This is a genomic window from Rhizobium sp. 2YAF20 (genome assembly GCF_052114685.1).
Classification (GTDB): domain Bacteria; phylum Pseudomonadota; class Alphaproteobacteria; order Rhizobiales; family Rhizobiaceae; genus Rhizobium.
Genome location: NZ_JBFRFF010000024.1, coordinates 16,411 through 32,895, shown reverse-complemented (window position 1 = coordinate 32,895; position 16,485 = coordinate 16,411). Strand labels below are relative to the sequence as shown.

General features: G+C 58.6%; 18 protein-coding genes. 9 read left to right on the top strand and 9 right to left on the bottom strand.

Features of this window, described 5'->3' with window-relative positions:
- Positions 1 to 52: 52 nt before the first annotated feature.
- Together AB4Z52_RS23335 and AB4Z52_RS23330 are read right to left on the bottom strand one after the other, a co-directional pair.
- On the bottom strand, positions 53 to 664 hold the full coding sequence (locus AB4Z52_RS23335; RefSeq protein WP_442220279.1) for a flavin reductase family protein: 612 nt from the start codon (positions 662 to 664) through the stop codon (positions 53 to 55).
- Positions 664 to 1,251, bottom strand: a complete 588-nt coding sequence (locus AB4Z52_RS23330) for a nitroreductase family protein (protein WP_442220278.1) — start codon at positions 1,249 to 1,251, stop codon at positions 664 to 666. The genes AB4Z52_RS23335 and AB4Z52_RS23330 overlap by 1 nt, the downstream gene beginning before the upstream one ends.
- A gap of 268 nt (positions 1,252 to 1,519) precedes the next feature.
- On the opposite strand from AB4Z52_RS23330, the gene AB4Z52_RS23325 reads away from it, so the two are divergent.
- Positions 1,520 to 2,632: a hypothetical protein gene (locus AB4Z52_RS23325; protein WP_442220337.1), complete on the top strand. Its 1,113-nt coding sequence runs from the start codon at positions 1,520 to 1,522 to the stop codon at positions 2,630 to 2,632.
- Between the two features lie 4 nt (positions 2,633 to 2,636).
- Here the strand turns inward: AB4Z52_RS23325 and AB4Z52_RS23320 are convergent, their stop codons facing one another.
- The 5 genes from AB4Z52_RS23320 to AB4Z52_RS23300 form a co-directional block, all read right to left on the bottom strand.
- The gene (locus AB4Z52_RS23320) at positions 2,637 to 3,476 is read right to left on the bottom strand and encodes a lysophospholipid acyltransferase family protein (protein WP_442220277.1); all 840 of its coding nucleotides are present in this window, start codon (positions 3,474 to 3,476) and stop codon (positions 2,637 to 2,639) included.
- A gap of 105 nt (positions 3,477 to 3,581) precedes the next feature.
- Positions 3,582 to 5,576, bottom strand: a complete 1,995-nt coding sequence (thrS, locus tag AB4Z52_RS23315) for a threonine--tRNA ligase (RefSeq protein WP_442220276.1) — start codon at positions 5,574 to 5,576, stop codon at positions 3,582 to 3,584.
- Between the two features lie 125 nt (positions 5,577 to 5,701).
- A complete protein-coding gene (locus AB4Z52_RS23310; protein ID WP_442220275.1) occupies positions 5,702 to 6,232 on the bottom strand; it encodes a DUF1697 domain-containing protein in 531 nt (176 codons plus the stop codon).
- Positions 6,229 to 6,603, bottom strand: a complete 375-nt coding sequence (gene yidD, locus AB4Z52_RS23305) for a membrane protein insertion efficiency factor YidD (protein WP_442220274.1) — start codon at positions 6,601 to 6,603, stop codon at positions 6,229 to 6,231. Before yidD ends, AB4Z52_RS23310 begins: the two co-directional genes overlap by 4 nt.
- 3 nt (positions 6,604 to 6,606) lie before the next feature.
- Positions 6,607 to 7,059, bottom strand: a complete 453-nt coding sequence (locus AB4Z52_RS23300) for an iron-sulfur cluster assembly scaffold protein (RefSeq protein ID WP_442220336.1) — start codon at positions 7,057 to 7,059, stop codon at positions 6,607 to 6,609.
- Between the two features lie 285 nt (positions 7,060 to 7,344).
- Here AB4Z52_RS23300 and folE point away from each other — a divergent pair, with 285 nt between their 5' ends.
- The 3 genes from folE to AB4Z52_RS23285 all read left to right on the top strand — a co-directional run bounded on the left by folE (position 7,345) and on the right by AB4Z52_RS23285 (position 9,522).
- Positions 7,345 to 7,959 (top strand): GTP cyclohydrolase I FolE, encoded by a 615-nt coding sequence (folE, locus tag AB4Z52_RS23295; RefSeq protein WP_442220273.1) that lies wholly within the window; start codon positions 7,345 to 7,347, stop codon positions 7,957 to 7,959.
- A gap of 25 nt (positions 7,960 to 7,984) precedes the next feature.
- Positions 7,985 to 8,434, top strand: coding sequence for a phosphoribosyl-AMP cyclohydrolase (gene hisI / locus AB4Z52_RS23290; protein ID WP_442220272.1), 450 nt, complete (start codon positions 7,985 to 7,987; stop codon positions 8,432 to 8,434).
- Positions 8,435 to 8,556: 122 nt separating this feature from the next.
- Positions 8,557 to 9,522, top strand: a complete 966-nt coding sequence (locus AB4Z52_RS23285; protein WP_442220271.1) for a patatin-like phospholipase family protein — start codon at positions 8,557 to 8,559, stop codon at positions 9,520 to 9,522.
- Between the two features lie 29 nt (positions 9,523 to 9,551).
- On the opposite strand, the gene AB4Z52_RS23280 is transcribed toward AB4Z52_RS23285, so the two are convergent.
- Positions 9,552 to 9,986, bottom strand: coding sequence for a CBS domain-containing protein (locus AB4Z52_RS23280; RefSeq protein ID WP_442220270.1), 435 nt, complete (start codon positions 9,984 to 9,986; stop codon positions 9,552 to 9,554).
- Between the two features lie 111 nt (positions 9,987 to 10,097).
- Positions 10,098 to 10,880, bottom strand: a complete 783-nt coding sequence (locus AB4Z52_RS23275) for a rhomboid family intramembrane serine protease (RefSeq protein ID WP_442220269.1) — start codon at positions 10,878 to 10,880, stop codon at positions 10,098 to 10,100.
- Positions 10,881 to 11,177: 297 nt separating this feature from the next.
- Between AB4Z52_RS23275 and AB4Z52_RS23270 the strand changes: the two genes are divergently transcribed.
- The 5 genes from AB4Z52_RS23270 to AB4Z52_RS23250 all read left to right on the top strand — a co-directional run bounded on the left by AB4Z52_RS23270 (position 11,178) and on the right by AB4Z52_RS23250 (position 16,434).
- Positions 11,178 to 11,807 carry a PAS domain-containing protein gene (locus AB4Z52_RS23270; RefSeq protein WP_442220268.1) on the top strand — a complete coding sequence of 210 codons (630 nt, stop codon included), beginning with the start codon at positions 11,178 to 11,180 and terminating at the stop codon, positions 11,805 to 11,807.
- 146 nt (positions 11,808 to 11,953) lie between these two features.
- Entirely contained in the window at positions 11,954 to 12,565 is a 612-nt protein-coding gene (locus tag AB4Z52_RS23265) for a PilZ domain-containing protein (RefSeq protein ID WP_442220267.1), read from the top strand.
- Positions 12,566 to 13,151: 586 nt separating this feature from the next.
- Complete coding sequence (locus AB4Z52_RS23260) at positions 13,152 to 13,757, top strand: transglutaminase-like cysteine peptidase (protein WP_442220266.1); 606 nt, start codon at positions 13,152 to 13,154, stop codon at positions 13,755 to 13,757.
- Positions 13,758 to 14,048: 291 nt separating this feature from the next.
- Positions 14,049 to 14,819 (top strand): hypothetical protein, encoded by a 771-nt coding sequence (locus AB4Z52_RS23255; RefSeq protein ID WP_442220265.1) that lies wholly within the window; start codon positions 14,049 to 14,051, stop codon positions 14,817 to 14,819.
- Between the two features lie 118 nt (positions 14,820 to 14,937).
- On the top strand, positions 14,938 to 16,434 hold the full coding sequence (locus tag AB4Z52_RS23250; protein WP_442220264.1) for a D-alanyl-D-alanine carboxypeptidase: 1,497 nt from the start codon (positions 14,938 to 14,940) through the stop codon (positions 16,432 to 16,434).
- Positions 16,435 to 16,485 lie beyond the last annotated feature (51 nt).

Here is a 16,485-nt window from a genome sequence, read left to right as displayed (position 1 = left end):
TTAACTGGTCGTTGACCATCTTCGTCCGCAAAGGGGGGTTGCATTCGGACTTTCAGCCCTGCGGCGGCTTCGGCCGCAGCAGCTGGAAGACCTCGCTGCCCTCGCTGTATTCCATATAGCCCATGCGCGCGATCGGCCGCGCTATGGCCATGTCCAGGCGGCCGTCTTTGAGGATCGCCTCGCTGATATGGATGCCGACGACCTGGCCGAAAACGATGACATTTTCACCCCGTTCGCCGGATAGCGTCATCGGATTTATGATCTCGGTGACACGGCATTCGAGCACCGCAAAAGCATCGGCCACATAGGGAGCGTCGACCAGCGTTCCAGCTTTTGCCGTGAGACCCGCCAAGGCGAACTCGTCAACCTCGTAGGGCACCACTATCGATGAGGCATTCATCTTGTCGACGAGATCTCGGCTGACGAAATTCGTTGTGAATGCGCCGGTCTCTTCCGCATTCCTGGCGCTGTCCTTGCGGCCGTCGGAGGAGAACATCACGATCTTCGGGCGATCGCTCACCGCATTGAAGAATGAATAGGGCGAGAGGTTGAAAGAACCATCCCTGCCCTTCGTCCCGATCCAGCCGATCGGTCGCGGCGCGACGATCGCCTTGAAGGGATCGTGCGCAAGGCCATGCTGGTTAGTATCGGTCGTATAGAACATCAGGCGTCCTCGCCACCGACCCAGGTGACCGTTTCAGATAGCTCTGGCCGCGGACGCTCGACAGCCGGAAATTCCGTTGAGCCGATGTGGATGAAGCCTGCGATCTTTTCGCCAGGTTCGACCCCAAGCAGCGGATAGGCCCGCTCGTCATAGGCAAACCATTCCGTCAACCAGTTCGAGACATAGCCGTGGGCGTTGGCCGACATCAAAAGATTGAGGCAAAGGGCTCCGGCCGACATCAATTGTTCCCATTCCGGGATCTTGAAATGCGGCGCCGCCTTGCTGACGACGGCAACAACCACCGGAGCACGGGTGAACCGTGCGCGTTCGACCTCGATCATCTCCGTGGAAAGGTCCGGCTTCGTCTCCAGCGCCAGCTTGAGCAGTGCCTCGCCAAGGCGTTCGCGCTCGGCTCCACGGTATACGATGAACCGCCATGGCGCGATCTTGCCGTGATCCGGCACGCGAGACGCGACCCTGAGAATATGCTCGATCTCGGCCTTGTCGGGACCCGGCTCGCACATCTGGAACGCGGGAATGGAGCGGCGGACTTCGAGATAGTCGATCAGCTTAATATTGGTTTTCATAGTGGGATGTTTTTCCGTGCCTGGCATCTTTCGGCGCGCTGCGAACAGACCGCTCGTGCCCGGGTTTTCGCCTTGCCGTCCGACGATGTCAATGCGCCGTGTTCGATCAGACCAAGATGCTAGGTTCCACAATATCTTGCCGCGGTTTTCATGACGATCCCGAAAACCTGCCTGAAACCTGCGGCAATCGGCCAGATAGTCTTGAATTTGCCACCGCATTGGTCTTGAAGTGGCACGGTCACTTCTGACGCTGATCGACTGGGATCCAATGTCACGCATCTCGCCCCTTCGCTGGTTTGGTCTCGTCGCAGCGATCGTTTTGAGCTTCAGCGCTGCGGCATCGGCGCAGGATGCGTTCAAGCAGTTCAAGCAGCTGGACTCGACGCCCAAGATGCCGAAGCTCAATGCCTTCATTGCCCCTGGCACCTCGACCGCCCCGGCCTCGACCTTGCACGACGTTGCGCTGGAGGCGAAGTTGTCGGCTGATGGGCAACCCCTGCAGCAAGGCCTCTCCTGGTATGTGTTCAGCCCGATCGCCGGTCCCGATGGCAAGCTGCCGCTGCTTGCAAGTTCCTCCGGCGGGTCTGCCGCGTTTCAGCTCGCCCCCGGCGATTACTTCGTCAATGTCTCCTTTGGCCGTGCCGGCGTCACCAAGAAGCTGACAGTGCCGATCAAGGGTGAGACACAAAAGCAGGTGATGGTGCTTGATGCCGGCGGCATGCTGCTCAACGCCGTTTCCGGCTCTGATGTCCGCATTCCCCCCGATGAATTGAGCTTCTCCATCTATTCCAACGACGTCAAGGAAGACGGGACGCGCGGCCTCGTGATGGCGGACGTCAAGCCGAACACGCTGGTCGGCCTTGGAGCCGGCACCTATCACGTGGTTTCCGAATATGGCAACGTCAACGCGGTGATCCGGGCCGATATTCAGGTCGAAGCCGGCCATGTAACCGAGGCGACAATCCAGCACAGGGCCGCAAAAATCACTTTGAAGCTGGTGGCGGATGCTGGCGGTGAAGCGATGGCCGATACTGCCTGGTCGATACTGACGGCGGCTGGCGACATCGTCGGTGAAAGCGTCAGCGCCTTCCCGACGCTCATTCTTGCCGAGGGGAAGTATTCCGCCGTTGCCCGCAACAAGGACAGGATCTTTCAGCGCGATTTCACCGTGGTCGCCGGCAGGAACACCGATGTCGAAGTGCTAATGAAGGAGCAACAGCCGCAAGACGCTCCCGCGCCCGACACCGCCCCTGAGGTGGAAGCCATTCCGCAGGCGCGGCAGCTGCCCGCGCAGGCGCAGACGCCACAGCAAGGACAGCAATCAGTTCCGCAAACCCAGGAGCCGCTGCCATCAGGCGATAGCGGCACCAGCATGGACTGAAGCTCTAGCTTGCCCGCTTCATGAAGGGGCGCTTCGGTGGTGCCATCGAGAAGACGGCGCTGTAAAGCCGGGACAAAAGGTCCTTGCGGTCGACGCCATTGCTCAGCGTCTCCCATGACATGACCTCCCCGATATGCGAGGTGATCGTGCTTCCCGACAACCGGCGGAATTCGCGGATCAGGAGCGAGATCCGCAACGTCAGCGAAACCCTGCTTGCAAGATGAAACAGTCGCCCGTTCTGTCCTTCGAAATAGATCGGAATGACGCTCGCGCGCGCAGCCTGGATCAGCTTTGCCGGGAAGATCTTCCATGGCAGGTCTTCGGCGCGCCCGAACCCCTTCTTGGCGGTGGCAACGCCGCCGGCCGGAAAGACAATGATGGTCACGCCCTCCTTCAGGAGGCGCACGGCCTCGTGCCGGGTCCGCATGTTGATCGTCATCGCCTCTTTGGTTTCCTCAAAGGAAACCGGGAGCGAATATTCGTTCATCTCAGGAACTTTGAGCAACTCGTCATTGATCAGCACTTTGAACGGACGACCGAGCTGTTCGGCAAGCGCCAGCACCGCAATGCCGTCGCCGATGCCGAACGGATGATTTGCCACGATGACGATCGGCGCACCCGTCATGTTCTGTGGGGGCCATTCGCCACGCACGTCCACGCGGATGTCGATCAGGTCGAGCATCTTGCCGAAAACCCGATCGCTCTTACCGACGATGTCGCTTCGCCAGATGTCGTAGAGCCTTGCATAGCGGTCACGGCCGGACAGACCCTCGATCGAACGGATGAACCAGCGCTTGAAGCGCGTATCCCGTTCGTTGGCATAAGACAGCTCGTTGAAGTTCAAATGTCCGCCGGGGCTTGACCCGCTCCTTGACCGATGAAGGCGCATATATTGCTGTTCTATGTCAGTTGTCTGACAGCATGATGAAATGTTGTCAGACGGAACGCGTCAGGCAGCGGCAGCCCTGGCCTTCTTCTTCGCGCGCGAGCGAAGGATATCGGGCGCGGTCGCCTCCAGAACGAGCGACGACACCGCGTCATCGAGCGACATCGAGGTCTGCGCCTGCGAACCGAGGCGACGGATGTTCACGGATCGCCCCTCGGCTTCCTGTCTGCCGCAGACGATGATGACTGGAACCTTCGTCAACGAGTGCTCGCGGATCTTGTAGTTGATCTTCTCGTTGCGGAAATCGGTCTCGACATTGAGGCCGGCCTCCCGCAGCGCCTCGGCAACTTCCATACCGTATTCGTCCGCATCCGACGTGATCGTCGCAACCACGATCTGCTGCGGCGAAATCCACAGCGGCATGTGGCCGGCAAAGTTCTCGATCAGGATACCGAGAAAGCGCTCCATCGAGCCGCAGATCGCACGGTGGATCATCACGGGCTGCGTTTTTTCGGAATGCTGGTCGATGTAGAAGGCACCGAAGCGTTCCGGCAGGTTGAAGTCGACCTGCGTCGTGCCGCACTGCCATTCACGCCCAATGGCGTCCCTCAGCGTATATTCGAATTTGGGGCCGTAGAAAGCGCCCTCGCCCGGCAGGATGCCGGTCTTGATGCGATTGCCCGACTGCGCTTCGATCGTTTGGAGCACATCGAGCATGACGCTTTCGGCGCGATCCCAAAGCGCATCCGAACCGACGCGTTTATCAGGACGGGTGGAGAGCTTGACGACGATTTCCTCGAATCCGAAATCTTCGTAGACCGATAGGATTAGGTCGTTGATCTTCAGGCATTCGGCGGCCATCTGCTCGTCCGTGCAGAAGATGTGCGCATCGTCCTGGGTAAAGCCCCTGACGCGCATCAAGCCATGCAACGCGCCCGATGGCTCGTAGCGATGAACGTTGCCAAATTCCGCAAGGCGGATCGGCAGTTCGCGGTAAGACTTCAAGCCATGCTTGAAGATCTGGATATGGCCCGGGCAGTTCATCGGCTTCAGCGCAAAGACGCGCTCGTCGTCGGTATCTTCGCCGGCGACCGTCACCTTGAACATGTTGTCGCGATACCAGCCCCAGTGGCCGGATGTTTCCCAGAGCGATTTGTCGAGCACCTGCGGCGCATTGACTTCCTGGTAGTCGCCATGCAGGCGGCGGCGCATATAGGAAACCAGCGACTGGAACATCCGCCAGCCGTTGCCGTGCCAGAATACGACGCCTGGGCCTTCTTCCTGGAAGTGGAAAAGGTCCATCTCGCGACCGAGGCGGCGATGATCCCGCTTCTCGGCTTCCGCCAGCACATGCAGATAATTGTCGAGGTCCGCCTGCTCGGCAAAGGCCGTGCCGTAGATGCGCGTCAGCATCGCGTTATTGCTGTCGCCACGCCAATAGGCGCCGGCCACCTTCATAAGCTTGAACGCCGTGCCGATCTGCCCTGTCGAGGCCATATGCGGGCCGCGGCAAAGGTCGAACCAGTCACCCTGGTAGTAGATCTTCAAATCTTGCCCGGCAGGAATGGCATCCACAAGCTCGACCTTGTAGCTCTCGCCCTTGTCGGCAAAGACCTGCCTTGCCTTCTCGCGCGACCAGATCTGCTTCGTGAACGCGTTGTTGCGCTGGATGATTTCCTTCATCTTCTTCTCGATGACAGGAAGATCGTCCGGCGTGAACGGTTCGTTCTTGGCGAAGTCGTAATAAAAGCCGTTCTCGATGACCGGGCCGATCGTCACCTGCGTGCCGGGCCACAATTCCTGCACCGCTTCCGCCATCACATGAGCCGCATCGTGCCGGATGAGTTCGAGTGCGCGCGGATCGGCGCGGGTGATGATCTCGATCTTCCCGTCGACCACGGGATCCGAAAGATCACGCACCGTGCCGTCTATCGCAATCGCGACGGCCTTCTTGACAAGCGACTTCGAAATGGATTCGGCGACATCCCGGCCGGTTGCGCCAGCTTCAAAGCTGCGCACGGAACCATCGGGAAATGTCAGGGAAATCAGGTTGGACATCGAATTCTCCTTATCCAGTCCCGCCAACGAATGCGGGTGGTGTTGTCATTCGAGACCATCCAATGCCGAATGATCTCGCGGCGCCTGATAAAGGCTTTTCGGCGTCTAGTAAAGAAAAAGCGGCGCTACGCGACGAGCATGCGAGCAAGCCCCTGCACGGTGTTCCAGTTGCGCAACGTGCCGACGCCGAGGCGTCTGGTGGTCAGCGCGGGAAGCAGCCGCGATAGGCTCGGCTTCGATACGAAATCGACCCACAGGTCGCCGTCGATGATCGCAATTCGCTCCGGCCCGTTGGCACGATCGCGAAGCATATCGAGAACGGCGTCGTCGAGCGGACGGCGCATCACGCGGACGACGACATCGCTCCCGAGCCCATCGACAAAGGGATTTCCCGCCGTCAGCTTCAGCCACGCGTCGGCCTTGCGAACGATGATATCGACATGCTTGCTGAAGATGTTTTCGAATTCGGCTTCCAGCATGGTCTCGATTTCGGGGATGGAAAGGCTGTCGGCCTCGAAAATCAAATTGCCGGTTGCGACGAGCGTCCGCGGATTCTTAAAGCCGAGGCCAGTCGCCGCTGCTCGCAGTTCGCTCATGACGACCCGACGGCCACCACCGAGGATAATGCTATGCAACAGTGCGACATGGGTCGTCACGGCTGGACGGACTTGCTTTCGAGGCGGAAATATCGCCACGGCGTCCACCAGTGAAATCGCCGCTCCAGCTTTTCCGGAACAGGGTCGAAGCCGCTCGTTCCGCCGGGTCCGCAGCGACCGATGCGAAACAGCGTCATCCAGCTGCCTGGCCACAGACCATGTCGAGCAATCGCCTCATAGCCATATTCCGAGCAGGTCGGAAGGTGGCGACAGGAATTGCCGATGAAGCCTGATAGCGTCAATTGATAGAAACGAATGAGCCCAAGACCAAGGAGCCTGTCGGGTGTTTTCCGAAACGGGCCCCTCCAGTTACGATCGGCATATGGTCGCCTGTCGAGCCTCAAATGCCCGCAATCTTTGCCCTCACACATGGCTCAACCAGCCGCCGCCGGTTCCATGCGCTTGGCCTCGACCTGCCCGATCGCGTCCACGACGGCGTCAAAGGTCAACATGGTGGAGGCATGGCGCGCCTTGTAATCCTTGACGGGTTTCAGGTACCGCATGTCCTCGAACCGCCCGCGCGGTCCCTCGCCATCGGCTTTCAGCATTGAAAGCATGTCTTCTCGCGCCTGCCTGATTTCATCCTTAGACGCGCCGACGACATGGCGGGCCATGACCGACGACGACGCCTGCCCCAGCGCACAGGCCTTGACTTCATGAGCAAAATCGCTCACTAGGTCGCCATCCATCTTCAGCCAGATCTTAACGCGAGAACCGCAGAGCTTCGAATGCGCCTGAGCGCTGGCATCCGCATCGAGCAACGTTCCGTTTCGCGGGATGTTGCCAGCGAACTCGAGGATTTTGCTGTTGTAGATGTCGTCCATCATCATTTCTGCTCCGGCGCAATGGTGCGACGTCTCATAACAAAAAACACACCGTGTCCCATTCGAACACTTTCATAGCGATATGACCATACTATATGTATGTTGTTCGAGGGCCGGAGATTTGCAACGGTCTTTCGCGAGTTTTGATGGGAAACCGTGCCGAAAGGTTGCCAAAAGCAGCCGGAAAGCCCCGGAGCCCGCCACGGTAGATCCTCCAGCAACCATGGGGAATGCCACCGGCGAGACCGAAAGAACGGATCCGCGCCGCGGATCAGGAGACCTTGCAGTATGGACGCCGTTGTAAAGAACTTTCCACAGCTCGATTTCAAATCGGACCGCCCGTCCCAGCAGGAAGCCGAAGACGCAGTCCGCGTCCTGCTCCGCTGGGCCGGTGACGATCCGACGCGCGAAGGCCTGGTGGACACGCCGACCCGCGTTGCCAAGGCATATCGCGAACTGTTTGCCGGCTACGACATGGATCCGGAAGACGTTCTCGGCCGCACCTTCGAGGAGGTCGCGGGCTATGATGACATGGTCGTCGTCAAGGATATCCCGTTCTTCTCCCATTGCGAACATCACATGGTGCCGATCGTCGGCAAGGCACACATTGCCTATCTTCCGAACGGCCGGGTGCTAGGTCTGTCTAAGGTCGCCCGCGTGGTCGAGATCTACGGCCGGCGCCTGCAGACGCAGGAGGCGATGACGGCACAGATTGCGACCGCGATCGACGAGACGCTGCGCCCGCGCGGCGTCGCGATCATGATCGAAGCCGAGCATATGTGCATGGCAATGCGCGGCGTGCAGAAGCAGGGTTCAACGACACTGACGACCACCTTCACCGGCTCGTTCAAGGTCGACCCCGCCGAGCAGGTGCGTTTCATGACAATGGTGCGGGGCCGCTGATCCGGCGCGCAATCGAGAGCCGGAAATGAAGCTGACATTCGACGAGCCATCTGCCGACAAGCATGAACTGGAGGACGAAGGCGACTTTACGCCTCGTTTCGACGATCGCGGCTTGATCACCGCGATCGTGACCGATGCCGATGACGGCGAATTGCTGATGGTCGCGCATATGAACGTCCAGGCCTTAGCGCTCACCATCCAGACCGGAATAGCGCACTATTTTAGCCGCTCCCGAGGCAAGCTCTGGAAGAAGGGCGAGACCTCCGGCAACTTGCAGACGGTGAAGGAAATCCGTACCGATTGTGATCAGGATGCAATCTGGCTGAAAGTTGAGGTCGCGGGACATCAAGCGACATGTCATACTGGCCGTCGTTCGTGCTTCTACCGGACGGTGGAGCTCAAGGACGGAAAGCCGTTCGTGCGCATCACCGACGAGCATAGACACTTCGACCCGGATGAAATTTATGGCCGATAGGGTGGACGCGGGGAGAGCGCCCTCTAGTTGGTCAGGTGGTGCCGACGTATACGATTTGGAAACCAAAAAGGGACACTACTAAAAGATAAAGGGCAATCATAAGCTCTGGAGGAAGGCATGAAATGCTGTACTGGGGTTTGAATCGTCAGGGGGCCGGACCAGTTTCGGTCGATTCAAGTTTGCCTCCCGCGCACAATGTTCCCGAACTGCCCCTTTTGCCCGTCGAGCCGCCAAAAGCAAAGATAGCCCTGGCGCTCGGCGGCGGGGCCGCTCGTGGCTGGGCCCACATCGGCGTGTTGCGTGCCCTGGACGAGGCGGCCATCGAAGTTGGTATGATCGCCGGCACCTCCATCGGAGCTCTCGTCGGCGGATGCTATCTCGCCGGCAAGCTGGACGAACTGGAGACTTTTGCCCGCTCCCTCACCATGCGTCGCATCGCCAGTCTGCTCGACCTGACCATTGGTGGCAGCGGCCTGTTCGGTGGTATGCGGTTGACCAAAAGAATGGCGGAGCATCTCGAAGGCCTGACAATCGAGGATCTGGACCGGCCCTTCGTCGCCGTCGCCGCTGAAATCAACACCGGCCACGAGGTCTGGATTGCCAACGGCTCGTTGATCACTGCGTTACGGGCATCTTACGCCCTGCCCGGCATCTTTGAGCCGGTGCGCAGCAACAATCGTACGCTGATCGACGGCGCGCTAGTCAATCCCGTGCCGGTATCGGTCTGCCGCGCCTACGAGCAACCACTCGTGGTAGCCGTGAACCTCCACTACGATCTTTATGGCCGCTCCGCCGTCGTCAAGCACAACGCCTCCTTGACCGCGAACGAGATACAGCGCCAAGCCGAAGCTCCCTATACCCGGCTCGGCATGACCGGTGTCATGGTCCAAGCTTTCAACATCATTCAGGACAGGATTTCGCGGGCGCGCCTTGCAGGCGATCCGCCTGATCTGGCGTTGCATCCGCGAATGAGCGATATCGGGCTATCTGAGTTTCATCGGGCCGGCGAGGCGATCGAGCGCGGCTACGAGGAAACCCTGGCACGGCTTCCGGAAATCCGGCGCATGCAGGAAGCCTACGCGCGCTGACCCGTCCGCCGGCTCGCGCTGCTTCGAATTCATCCGGCGATATAGGCCTTGATCTGCTCGGCCTCGAGTTCGATCTCCCTTATGCGGGACTTGACCACGTCACCGATCGATATGATGCCGGTGAGCTTGCCCTTCTCCTCGACGGGGACATGCCGAAAGCGCTTTTGCGTCATCAGTTCCATAAGCTCGTCGACGGTGGTGTCTTCCCTGCAGCGATGCACTTTCGCAGTCATCAACGACGCGACCTGCTTGTCGAGGCTATCTATTCCATGTTTGGCGACTGCATTGACAACGTCGCGCTCGGTAAAAATGCCTGAAATACGACCGTCGGCGCCAACGATGACGATTGCGCCGATGCGCTTCTCGTTCAGGATCTTCGCCGCTTCGGAAAGCGTCGTAGTCGATCCGGTGGTGACAACGTTGCGACCTTTGGCGTCCAATATGGATCTTACGGAAACTGACATTCAATCCTCCCAAAAATTAGATGAATTCTCCCCGCTTACGTTCCGTGCCGCTCTCCACCCGCACGGAAATGGAATCAAATGGTGCTCTCCTCACCTGCAGAATGCAATTATTCAATTGGGCTCAATCACGTCCCTATCGACGAAATCGACATCAACGGGCGGTGGCGGTCGATCAAAGAAAGCGAACAATAGAAAGCCGAACAGGAACCCGCCGATATGCGCATCCCAGGCGATTGCCTGCGATCCGTCGCCAATCAATGGAACGCCGAAGGCGATCAGAATATTGCCGAGGAACCAGAACAGCACGAACATCAATACCATACGGCTGCGCAGAGCCTCCATGATCGACAGCCGCGGATTGAGATGTGCTTCCTGCATGGCCGGCCCCTGGCGATCGGTCGGAAACGCAAACCGGCAGGCGGCCCCCATAAGGGCAGACACGACCCCCGAGGCGCCGATAAGTAATGTCAGCTCCCCCCAATGCAGCGCCGCATTCAAAAAGGCCGATGCGATCGCCGACAGGATCCAGAACAGCACGTATCGCCCTGCACCGATCCGCCTGACCACAGGCGCCGCAAACGCCATCAGCCACAACGCGTTGAAGACAATGTGCTGGACGCCGCCATGCAGCAACGAATAGGTGACCGGGGTCCAGAGCCACTCAAGTCCCTGCCGGGACAACGGCGTCACATAGCGCGCCGGAATGAAGCCGAAGGCGAAGAAGAACCAATCGAGGGCTTTTGGCGGCAGAAGCAATGTCTGAACAAGAAAGATAACGACCAACAGCACCAGAGTTGCAAGCAGCGCCGGGGGCAGATTGAAGACAGGACTGCGCGGCGAGACCGGGTCGAATTCGCCTTCCTGAGGTGCGGGCGGCGGCGATGCATTGTCCATGTCTTGCTCGATTATTCCAGAATGAAAATCCCCGGGAAGGATCAGGCATACAGGACCGTCGGTCAAAAAAAAAGCCATCCGGTTGCCCGGACGGCTTTCGGGGCATAAGCCCCCAACAGTTGGTGCCAAAGGTCAATCCTTCGTGAAGTGCTGGCTGCTCATCGCATGGCAAGCGGCGAATTTCAATGGAGACTGTTTTTTAACCTTAGTCGCGCGCCCGTGGCATGAAATTAGCATGGTGGTATTTAAGAGATCGGAAATGGTCTCACATTGAACCGAAATGAGACATGGTCTGCCATGCGCCAGAAAACCAGCATCGATATCTTTAACTATTGGAACCGGATACGCGGTCAATATGATGCACCTTTGCGCGCGCAGATCGATCCGGCGTCCGTGCGCCACATTCTTCCGCATCTTTTCATCCTTGAAGAGACATCCTCGGCCGGGCCGCGTTTTCGATTAGCCGGAACCGCGATCTGCAGCCTTTTCGGCCGCGAATTGCGGGAAGAGCATTTCTCCTCCATCTGGTCCGGCAGCCAGCCGGCAGATCCAGTCAAGTTCGCCGACAGGGTAATGGCTCATGCGGTTCCAACACTAATCAACGCCACGGGCTATACCGCCAGTGGTCGCCATTTGGGATTTGAACTGGTGATGATGCCCGTGCGCTCCTCGAGTGAGACCTGCGACCGGCTGCTTGGTTGCCTTATGCCTGTGGTGAACTCTACTGGCCTTGGCGCCGAACCGGTCGAATTTCTCGCCCTTGACAACAGCTGTCTCCTGAGCGGCCCCTCGGCCATGTCAGTTGAACCGTCACAGGCGCAAGAAATGCCGAAATCTCTGGTGGTCAGCAAGGGCGGCGGCGACTTTGGGGGCGCGTTGCGGCGCTTTGTCCATCTGAAGATCTTTGATGGTGGACGGGTAAGCTAAACCGTTTAATCACCGACTGCCCCTTTTCAACACGGGAAACGTCGATAGTGCTCTTCGCACTGCAAAAACCGAAGCAAAGATACAATCTTCTGTTAAGGGATTGCGGTTAATGATTGTATGAAGCAGATATCATAAGAAGCACTTTGATGCATTCATTCCAGCCAGCTCAGACGACGCGGAATGTCCCTCGCCCAGATCAGCGAACCTTTCAACGGGTGCCGATCAACATGCAGGGCCGCCTTATGCTGGCGACTTATGAAGAATTCGAGTGCATGGTCGTCGATATGTCGCCCGGCGACATGTATGTCATCTGCAAGGGCCGCCCCCGATCCAATGAACGCGTTGTTGCTTATATCGACCATCTTGGCCGCGTCGAAGGCAATGCGCTGACCCTCGACGCTCGCGGCTTCACAATGTCGATCAATGCGACCGACCGAAAGCGTGAAAAGCTCGCCGCTCAGCTGACATGGCTTGCCAACAAGCATGAATTGGGACTGCCGGAAGATCGCCGACACGACCGATTGTCGCCGCGCACTGTCGTCAGCGAGCTGACGATGGAAGACGGCACCGTCTACAGCTGTCGCATCATGGACCTCTCGCTGTCGGGAGCTGCGCTCGACATGGAGACCAGACCGTCGCTCGGCACGCCGGTTCGCCTCGGCAATATGCGTGGTCGCGTCGTTCGCCACTTCTCCGAAGGTGTGGCAATCGAATTCCTCTCGATCCAGTCACGCGACACGCTGCGCGAATTTCTCTAGCCAGAGAATGCGACGGCGCATCGGAGCCGTGCTCAGCCAGCAAGGAGTGGTGTGATCGGCGCACCCTCCACTATTCGCGCTCGAATACCGCAATGTCCGGCGTCGTCATCGAAGCAACGGATGAATTTCGGGTTTGGGCGTGACCGGCCGATAAGGCGCGTCGCCACAACGCAATAAACGAATCCTTCCCGACGAAAAATATTTCGCGCTCATTTTCCCGAAATGGCACAATCCGTCGATTTCAGCTGTCATTGCGATCATCGACCGGTGCTTGATTTCGGTGCGTCAGCGCGCCGGAACACGGTAATCGCCGAAAAATCGTAACCATCTCGATTTTGATTCCACACCGAATACGTTGAAAGATCAGAACGATGACGACGACGCGGCATGGGCCCGAGGCACCCTGAACATTGCCATTTTCCATAAAATTCGATGAAAACTTGGATCAAATTCGACGCAAGTTTTAGTCTTGTTTTATTACCTTTCGATTTTCAATTGATTCGATTAAGCCTTTAATTTTACTACGTAATTTTGCGCGGAATAAAAAGCTCGCTGTCATTCTCCTCTCCACAACGGGGACACGGAAATGACAATTTCATCCTGGCTTCGCAGCGGCGTCACCGCTGCAGTTCTGACCTTAGGATTGTTCGGTCTGGCGAATGCGACGCCGGCGAGCATGACGATCACCGGCAATGCGGCACCGCCGATCGGACATTACCAGTTCTGCCAGGAAAATCCGAGCGAATGCGCCTATGCCGGCGGCGACGCAGGGCCGGCAATCCTGACGCAGGATCGTTGGAAAATGATGCTCACCATCAACTACACCGTCAACACCACGATCAAACCCATGACCGACATGGAGCTTTACGGCGTCGAGGAAAAGTGGGCGATCCCGACCACGGCCGGCGATTGCGAGGATTTCGCGCTGCTGAAGCGCAAGGAGCTCATCGCTGCCGGTTTCTCCCCGTCGGATACGCTGATGACGGTCGTGCTGCAGCCGAATGGCGAGGGCCACGCGGTGTTGACGGTGCGCACGGACCACGGCGACTTCATTCTCGACAATATGCGCAACAAGGTCCTGCTCTGGTCGGACACTGAATACACCTTTCTAAAACGCGTGTCGGCTGCCGATCCGTCGCGCTGGGTCAAGCTGCAGGACGGCCACACCGTGGCGGTTGGTAGTGTCCAGTAGGACATCGCGAAACGAAATTCGGTCGAACCAAATCTGATTGCCGGCCCTGTCCGCCGGCAATCCCACCAAAGGCCCGGTCCCCTGTCCCAATCCCGTCCGACCGGCGCCCCTGAGCCGTTCCTGCTGTCCCAGGAACGGCTCTTCCATTTTCTGGGCAGGGCACACGCCCCTCACTTAACGTAACATTAACCATGACGGCGCCAATCATTCCAGAACGAGACTCACTCGGTAATCCCGCGCAGTCCTCACCTCGACGTGTGGGCCGCGGAGATTGGAATAAAAGGCAACTGCATGGCTTCTCCATCACCTGCCGCCATCCACGAAACGACGATGATTTCGAGCGGATTCATCTATCGGTTGACAGCGGCAGTTGCGGTGCTTGCCGCCCTGACCGTGGCCATCAGTGTGGGCGGGCGCTCGCTTGGTCAGCACATCTCGCTTGCCGGACATACCGATAGCACCAGACAAATCGCAATTACCATCGGCGACGACAGCGTTCGACTTGCTGCCAATACGATACGGTTTGCGAGCGAGCGCATGGATGGCGCTGCCGAGCGCATCGATCTCTATCTCACCTGGCCACAAATGCAGGGCTACAGCGAAGCCAACCGGCTGCGCTTCAATGACATTTCGCAATCTTCGACGCTGATTTTCCTTCAGTTGGGCCAGAGCACGATGTCGCGCGACATGTCGGGCCGTATGGACCCGATCTACTTCCACCTGATCGAAGGTCTGCCGTTCGCCGGCCCGCACGGCCTGACGGCCCACCACCTCAGGGCGGACGCGGGTTACGGTGGCGAAGTGCTCCTGACCGCCCCGCGCATCGGCAAGCCGGATTTTGTCGTCCGCTGCCTCCTGCCGACGGCTCCGGACAAGGCAACAAGCGGAGACTGCCAGCGGGATATCAAGGTCGGAAAGGATTTGAGCGTCCTTTACCGTTTTTCGAGCACATTGTTGACCGATTGGGAACATATCGATGCAGCTGTTCAGACTTTCGTGGAAAGCCGTCTCGACAACAGCAAGAGGCCGGCCTTCAACCGCGGCCTTGGAACGGATCGATAAAAATGCGTCGAATTCCCGAAACCAAATGTTCATCATAAACCGATTGGTAACGCTGACGCCCTACTCTGTCCTGCAACGGACGTCCGTGGAGGCGAGTGTCCGAACAGCTAAAAACGAAATGCAAGCGAAGAGTGAAGCAGTGTCCAGGTCAATTCTATCCGCATCGTCATCCCGCCCGGCTGGTTTATTGAGGTCGATGCTTCTTGGTTTTACCATCGCGATCGCTTCGGTCGCCGTTGCTTCCCCATCGCAGGCTTCAGGCGGCCCAGGCTATGCCGGCATCGTGGTTGACGCAAAGACCGGCAACGTCCTTTACAGCGAAAACGCCGACACCCTGCACTACCCGGCATCGCTTACCAAGATGATGACGCTTTACCTCACATTCGAGGCGCTTGAATCGGGTCGCATCAAGATCGATTCGCAGGTGCCCTTTTCAGCCCATGCGGCAGCACAGGCCCCGACGAAGCTCAACGTGCGCGCCGGAGGCGCCGTCACCGTCGAACAGGCGATCCTATCGATGGTGACGCTTTCCGCCAACGACTCGGCAATGGCGCTCGGCGAATACCTCGGCGGTTCGGAAGAAAATTTCGCACGCCTGATGAACAATAAGGCCCATGCGCTCGGAATGACGCGGACCACCTACAGAAACCCGAACGGCTTGCCCAACACGGCGCAGATGACAACGGCCCGGGATCAGGCACGTCTCGGCATGGCACTTCGCGAGCATTTCCCCCAATATTACGGCTACTTCTCTACCCATAGCTTTCAGTTCGGAAACCGCGTCATTGGCAATCACAACCGCCTGCTCGGCTCGGTGCGCGGCGTGGATGGGATCAAGACCGGCTACACACGCGCTGCAGGTTTTAACTTGGTGACTTCAGCTCAGGTCGACGGCCGTTCCATTGTTGGTGTGGTCCTTGGTGGTGTATCTACCCCTGCCCGCGACAGCCAGATGCGCAAACTTGTTGCGACCTACCTGCCGCAGGCATCTGTGCGCAATGGACCAGGCAACCTCATCGCCCAGACCGCGCCGGACAAAGTCGCCCCACAGAAGTCCATTCCGGTGGCACCTGACGCCAACGCCGCCGCCGCTCGCATGGCGATCGACGCCAGCACCACCAAGAGCATTCCGACGCAGAGCGCGAACTACGAGCCTTCGCCGCCGTCCAGCGAAACGGCCTTCGCCACCATCACGCCCAAGTCTTCCAATCCGCTTGTAGTGCACAAGGCACATCAGCAGGACGTCCCGCCCAATCAGGTCGCGTCCATCGCTCCCTCCTACGCCGAGGCTTCGACCGACACGACGCTGGTCGACGCCGTCACCACAGGTTCAACGCGCCAGAAGTCCGCCAAGAACGATACCAGCCCCGATGGCTGGGTCATTCAGGTGGGCGTGTCGCCGACCAAGGAAATGGCAAGCGATCTTTTGGACAATGCCAAGAGCAAGGGCGGTAAGGTGCTTGGTTCCGCCAAGGCCTATGCGGTCGCCTTCGGCACCGGCAGTTCGCAGGTCTACCGCGCACGCTTCAGCGGCTTCGAAGATCAGCAAGAAGCAGTCAACGCCTGCAACGTTTTGAAGAAGTCCGGCATCAAATGCTGGGCGAGCGCGCAGTAATCATCGCTGTGTTAGGCAGCGATGTTTTGAGTTTTCCGGTTGCCCAGTGGG